Source organism: Devosia sp., assembly GCF_040509215.1.
Taxonomy (GTDB): domain Bacteria; phylum Pseudomonadota; class Alphaproteobacteria; order Rhizobiales; family Devosiaceae; genus Devosia.
This window is the reverse complement of the sequence record NZ_JBEVLL010000069.1, coordinates 1-5,985: the sequence shown is the minus strand read 5'-3', so window position 1 is coordinate 5,985 and position 5,985 is coordinate 1. Positions and strand designations below refer to the sequence as shown.

The 5,985-nt window shown below is 62.7% G+C and carries 7 protein-coding genes and 1 pseudogene; 5 read left to right on the top strand and 3 right to left on the bottom strand.

The features are described from left to right. The 5 genes from ABW043_RS03765 to ABW043_RS03745 form a co-directional block, all read left to right on the top strand. The coding region (locus ABW043_RS03765) for an extracellular solute-binding protein (protein WP_353919898.1) at positions 1-906 on the top strand (906 nt) is incomplete at its 5' end. A gap of 69 nt (positions 907-975) precedes the next feature. Next, positions 976-1,896: a carbohydrate ABC transporter permease gene (locus tag ABW043_RS03760; RefSeq protein WP_353919897.1), complete on the top strand. Its 921-nt coding sequence runs from the start codon at positions 976-978 to the stop codon at positions 1,894-1,896. After that, on the top strand, positions 1,893-2,756 hold the full coding sequence (locus tag ABW043_RS03755; RefSeq protein ID WP_353919896.1) for a carbohydrate ABC transporter permease: 864 nt from the start codon (positions 1,893-1,895) through the stop codon (positions 2,754-2,756). Before ABW043_RS03760 ends, ABW043_RS03755 begins: the two co-directional genes overlap by 4 nt. Beyond that, positions 2,753-3,424 (top strand): N-acetylmannosamine-6-phosphate 2-epimerase, encoded by a 672-nt coding sequence (locus ABW043_RS03750; protein WP_353919895.1) that lies wholly within the window; start codon positions 2,753-2,755, stop codon positions 3,422-3,424. The genes ABW043_RS03755 and ABW043_RS03750 overlap by 4 nt, the downstream gene beginning before the upstream one ends. Beyond that, entirely contained in the window at positions 3,421-4,359 is a 939-nt protein-coding gene (locus tag ABW043_RS03745) for an N-acetylglucosamine kinase (protein WP_353919894.1), read from the top strand. Before ABW043_RS03750 ends, ABW043_RS03745 begins: the two co-directional genes overlap by 4 nt. On the opposite strand, the gene ABW043_RS03740 is transcribed toward ABW043_RS03745, so the two are convergent. The 3 genes and pseudogenes from ABW043_RS03740 to ABW043_RS03730 form a co-directional block, all read right to left on the bottom strand. Beyond that, a complete protein-coding gene (locus ABW043_RS03740; RefSeq protein WP_353919893.1) occupies positions 4,356-5,102 on the bottom strand; it encodes an FAD-binding oxidoreductase in 747 nt (248 codons plus the stop codon). The two genes, ABW043_RS03745 and ABW043_RS03740, sit on opposite strands and share 4 nt — an antisense overlap. After that, the gene (locus tag ABW043_RS03735; RefSeq protein ID WP_353919892.1) at positions 5,095-5,700 is read right to left on the bottom strand and encodes a sulfite oxidase-like oxidoreductase; all 606 of its coding nucleotides are present in this window, start codon (positions 5,698-5,700) and stop codon (positions 5,095-5,097) included. The genes ABW043_RS03740 and ABW043_RS03735 overlap by 8 nt, the downstream gene beginning before the upstream one ends. Positions 5,701-5,784: 84 nt before the next feature. Beyond that, positions 5,785-5,985 (bottom strand): annotated as a pseudogene (locus tag ABW043_RS03730) (helix-hairpin-helix domain-containing protein); the annotation flags it as partial.

Sequence of the window (5,985 nt, the reverse complement as noted above, 5' to 3'; positions counted from 1 at the left end):
TTCGCTGCCCCGGCAATCGCGGCGGAAAGCATGCGTGCCGATGGCACGATCTATGCCGTGCCCTTCGCCAGCCAGACCCAGCTCGTGATCTATAACAAGGCCCTGTTCGACGCCAATGGCATTGAAGAGCCGCAAACGTGGGACGAGCTGAAGGCTGCAAGCCAGACGCTCAAGGATGCCGGCGTCATCCCCTTCGCCAATGGCACCGCGACCGCCTGGCAGAACGAAACCGTCACCTTTGGCCTCGGCTCCTCGCTGATGGGCAAGGCTTTCTATGACGAGCTGATGGCCGGCACTGCCGATTTTACCGATGCCCGTTTCACCGGCGCGCTGGGTGAAGTGGCTGCAGTTGCCGCCGAATACTTCCCCGATGGCTTTATCGGCCTCGACTACCCCTCGGCCCAGCAGCTCTTCTCTTCGGGCATGGCCGGCATGTTCATCGGCGGTTCCTATGAACTGGCGACGTTCAAGACGCAGAACCCCGATATCGAACTCGGCGTGTTTGCAGCTCCCGGCAAGACGGCGGAAGATGCCAAGCTCGTTGGCCTCTATTTCGACGGCGGCTACGCAGCCAATGCCGCCGGCGCCAACAAGGAAGCGTCGATCAAGTTCCTGAACTACCTTGCAAGCAAGGAATTTGGCCAGGCTTTCGCCAATACGCTCAATAACATCTCGACCATTCCGGGCGTGACCTTCGACAACCCGCTCTTGGCTGAGGTCAACGACCTCAACAAGTCCTCGATCCCCTACCTGATGCTCGCCCACTTCCGTTATGGCGAACCCTCGGGCTCGGTGCTGATCCAGGCTGAAATGCAGAAGCTGTTTGCCGGCGAAACCACGCCGGAAGCCATCGGCACCGCCCTGACCACGGGTCTCGCCGCCTGGTACGAGCCGTTCAAGAAGTAAGGCGGGTCTCCCCCCGCCGGAGGGTGGGCCCTTGGCCCGCCCTCGCCCTCATCCCCAAGCGAGCCACAAATGCCCCAACTTCGGATGACAGGCCGCGGCCTCTGGATCACCGCGCTTATCGTGCCGCCACTGGCTTTCGTGGCTCTCTTTATCGTCTATCCCATCGTTTCGGCCTTCGCCTATGCCTTCTTCGACTGGCAGGGGCTGAAGCGCGGCGCCTTTGTGGGCCTCGAGAATTTCCATACGGTGCTGTTCGTCGAGCCGTATCGGAGCTGGACGATCAATGCCTTCAAGAACAATGTCATCGTGTTTTTCGCGCTGATGGTGCTGCAGAACGGACTGGGGTTCATCCTCGCCTATGCGCTCTGGCGCGAACTGCCCGGCGCGCGCTTTCACCGGATCGCGGTGTTTTTGCCGGTGGTGCTCTCCACCATCATCGTCGCCTATCTCTTCAAGCTCTTTTACCACCCGCTCTTTGGCGTCGTGAACATCACGCTCAAGGGGATCGGGCTTGGTTGGCTGGCACAGCCCTGGCTCGGGCAATCGGGTACGGCGCTTGGCAGCATCATTGTGGCGCAGGCCTGGCATATGGTGGGATTCCCAACGCTGGTTTTCCTTGCCGGCATGCAGCGCATTCCAAGCGAAATTCTCGATGCGGTGCGCATGGAGACGGAAAGCGAATGGGTGAAGATCACGAAAATCGTGTGGCCGCTGGTGGCGCCGAGCGCGACGATTGTGTTCACGCTGCTATTCGTTGGCGCGTTCAACTGGTTTGAGCTGCCCTATATCATGGGCGGTCTCGATGGCTCGCCGTTTGGCTCGACCGACGTGCTGGGGCTTTATTTCTACCGTACCGCCTTCGGCAATGTGTCGTCGGGGCAGCAGGACTTTGGGCTCGGCTCGGCGCTGGCCGTGATCATCTTCATCTTTATCGCGATCGTTGCGGGCGTCATCACCACGCGCCTCCGCGCTCGGGAGATTCAGCTATGAGTGCGGCCGCGACCAATTACTATGACCGCAAGGGCCTCTTCGCGACGCTGGGTCGCGACGGGATGCTGCAGATCATCCTGATCGCCAATACGATCCTGATGCTGGCGCCGATCGTCATCATGGTGTTTTCGGCCTTCAAGACGACGCCAGAAATCTTCAAGTCGCCCTTCGGCATTCCCGATTTCACGCAGGTGGCGAACTTCGTGAAGATCTGGAGCGAGACGAATTTCCTGCGCTATCTGCTGAACTCCTTCGTCGTGACTGGCGCCTCGATGGTGCTGATCCTGACGCTCGGGACCATGGCGGCCTATGCGCTGGGGCGTTATGCCTTTACCGGCTCCAACTTTATTCTCATGTTCTTCCTCGCCGGGCTGACGCTGCCGCTGAAGCTGGCGATCATTCCGCTGTTCATGCTGATGCGGGATCTTTCCATTCTCAACAATCAGCTCTCCCTGATCTTTGTCTATACGGCCATGGGCCTGCCGACGACCGTGTTCATCATGACCGGTTTTATCCGCAGCCTCCCCAATGAACTGGAAGACGCGGCGCGCATGGATGGGGCCAGCGAGGCGCGGATCATGTGGGCGATCATGTTGCCGCTGGTGCGCCCGGCCATGGTGATTGCCGGCATCCAGAATGTGGTGCCGATCTGGAACGACTTCTTCTTCCCGCTCGTTTTCATCCAGAACGATAGTCTCAAGACGCTGCCGCAGGGGCTGACGACGTTCATGGGCGAATATACGACCGATTGGGGTGTGCTGTTCTCGGGGCTGACGCTGTCGGCCGCGCCGATCATCCTCATCTATATCGTCCTGTCCAAGCAGTTCATCGCCGGCATGACTTCGGGAGCGGTGAAGTGAACCTTGCATTGCCCAGGGGCCTGATTGTTTCGTGCCAGGCGCGGGCGGATAATCCGCTGCATGGGCCGGTGTTCATGGGTGCCATGGCGCTCGCCGCGCGCGATGGCGGGGCCAAGGGGCTGCGAGCCAATGGTCCCTCTGATATTCGCGCCGTGAAGGGTGCGGACCTGCCGGTGATCGGCATTCACAAGGTGTTTTCGGACGAGTACCCGGTCTATATCACGCCCGATTTCGACGCTGCGGCGGCGATTGTCGAGGCGGGGGCGGAGATCGTGGCGCTCGATTGCACCATGCGGCCGCGCAATGGGGAAAGCCCCGAAGTGCTGGTGCGGCGCATCCGCGAGGAGCTGAAGGCGGAGGTTTTCGCCGACATTTCCACGTTTGAGGAAGGCGTTGCGGCCGCCGATTGGGGCGCGACCTATGTGGCGACGACGCTGTCGGGCTATACGGCATATACCGAGCCAAAGCCGGCGCATCCGGACATCGAGTTGCTGGAAAGGCTCGCCAAGCGGGTGTCTGTTCCCGTGGTGGCCGAGGGCCGCTACAATACGCCCGAATGGGTGAAGCGCGGCTTTGAGGCCGGCGCTCATGCCATTGTGGTGGGCACGATGATTACCAATCCGCGCGAAATTACCCGCATGTTCGTCCGGGATGGCGTGCCGGAATGAGTTCTGTGCATCTCGGGGTCGATGTCGGCGGCACGGCGAGCCGCTGGGTAGCCTGTGACGATTCCGGCGCTGTTCTCGCGCGCGGAAAAACGTCGGGCGCAACGGGGCACCTCTTCAATCCGGTCGAGAAGGAACGGCTGCGGGTGGCGCTGGGCGCTATTGCGGCCGATTTGCAGGCACGGGGTTTTGTGGCCAAATCGGCGACGACGGGGCTGACGGGGTTTGGGGTCGGGGTTTCCGGGCTGATGCGCGAGTTGCTGGGCGAGTTCTTTGGCGTGGCGGCGGAAAGCTGCGTGACCGTCGATGATATGACGCTCGCTTATGCATCGATCTTCAAGCCGGGTGAAGGGCATCTGATTTCGGCGGGGACCGGTTCCATTGGGCTCCATATCGGAGCGGGCGACACCTATGTGCGCGTCGGCGGGCGCGGGATTCTGATCGACGATGCGGGTTCGGGGAGCTGGATTGCGCTGAAGGCGCTCGACACGCTGTTTCGGCGGCTCGATCACGATGGGTCGTTTGATGGTGTCGCCGTGCTGGCCGAAGAAGTTGCTGGCAAGATTGGCAGTGTCGATTGGCCGGCGGTGCGCGAGTTTGTTTATGGCGGCGATCGCGGGCGGATCGGGACGCTGTCGGTGGCCGTTGGCGCGGCGGCGGAACGCGACGATCTGATCGCGCGGGAGATTCTGGTTTCTGCCGGGCGCGAGCTGGCGCTAATGGGTTCGGCCTTGACCGGGCGGGTTGGGCAGAGGCCGATCGGGTTTGTCGGCGGGGTGCTGGCGCTGCCGGGGATTCGCCAGGCGATTGCCGAGGCGCTGGCCGGGCACGAGGTGATCTTCCCCGAGGCCGATGCGGCGCTGGCGGCGGCGCGGATGCAGACCAGTGCTTCGCTGGAATGGCGCGCGGTCTTGGCCGGAAACAAGGGCCTCGCTTAGCCGTAGCGCTCCGTGCGCACCAGGTCCGTGGGAATGCCCGCGCCCGTCGTCAGGTCTGCGGCGGTGTTCACGAAGGCATTGCTGCCGCAGATAAAGACGTGGCGCGGCGCGCTGCCGAGGCTTTTTACCGCTTCCGCGATGATTTCGGCATCGATGCGCCGGCCGTGGTCCCCTGCCCGCAAAGGCGCGGCGCGGGTGAAGGCCAGGTGCAGGCGGAACGAGGGCCAGCGGGCCTCGATGTCGAGCAGTTCATCGAGGAAGGGTGTCTCCTCCGGGCTGCGGGCTGAAAGCAGCAGCACGGTCGGCACAGCGGCGCTTTCGGCAAAGCCCTGGCGGATCATGGCGAGGAGCGGCACGAGGCCGGAGCCGCCGCCAATGAGCAGGAGCGGGCCACCATCGCCGGGGCGCCAGATGAAATGGCCGCCAAGGGGACCGCGCAGCTCGATATCGTCGCCGACCTCTGCCACTTCGTGAAAGAAGGGGGAGACTTCGCCATCGTCGAGACGGTCGATGGCCAGTTCGATTTCGTCGCCGCTATTGGGCGCCGAGGCGATGGAATAGCTGCGCAGGGCACTGTAGCCATCGGGCGCGGTGAGGCGCACATCGACATGCTGGCCGGCGATGTGGCCGAATGGCTCGGGCGGCAGGAAGAAGAAGCTCTTAAGATGCGGCGTGCGCTCGATGATGCGGGTGATCCGGGCTTCCTGCCAGCGGATCTCGCGCGAAAAATCCGTGTCAGTCATCGGTGTAGCGCTGCTCTTTCCAGGGGTCGCCATAGATGTGGTAGCCGCGCAATTCCCAGAAACCGGCCTCGTCGCGCTCGGTAAACTGCAGGCCATTGACCCACTTGGCCGACTTCCAGAAATAGAGGTGTGGCACGAGGAGACGGGCGGGGCCGCCATGGTCGCGCTCGAGCGGCTGGCCGCCATATTTCAGGGCCACCATGGCCTTGCCGGTAAGGAGATCGGCGGCGGGGACATTGGTCGAATAGCCATCGAAAGAATGGGCGAGGACGAATTTTGTCGGCGGCTCGATGAAGGCATCGGCCAGAATGTCGTCGATGAGAACGCCTTCCCAGACCGTGTCGAGTTTCGACCAGGTTGTGACGCAGTGAATGTCCCGCACCATTTTCGTCATCGGCAGGGCATTGAACTCGGACCAGGTCCAGGTTTTGACCGGGCGCGGACCGACCTTGAGCGTAAACTTCCAGCGCTCGGGGCCGATCTGTGGCGTAGGGCCGGCGGAGAGGACGGGGAAATAATCGACCAGATGCTGGCCGGGCGGGATGCGGTCCGATTGCTCGGGTTCGCGTTTCTTTCCGAAAAAGCCGCGTGTCGCCATGTCTGGCCCTCCGACAGGAAGCGTCTGACGACATAAGAGAGCAGCGCGGCGCCCGAAGCAATCCGCGCTGCACGCAGGCTTGTTCTACTTCTTCTTCATGGCCGCGCTGAGGAGAGCGCCAAAGTCGCCCTGATCGTCGCCCTTGGGCTTTTGCTCCGGGCGCTGTTGCTGGGGCCGGCTGTTGGCGGGACGGGCGGCAGCCGGACGATCTTCGCGCGCTGACGCGCCGCCGTCGCGGCGCATGGTGAGGCCGATGCGTTTGCGGGGGACGTCGACTTCGACGAC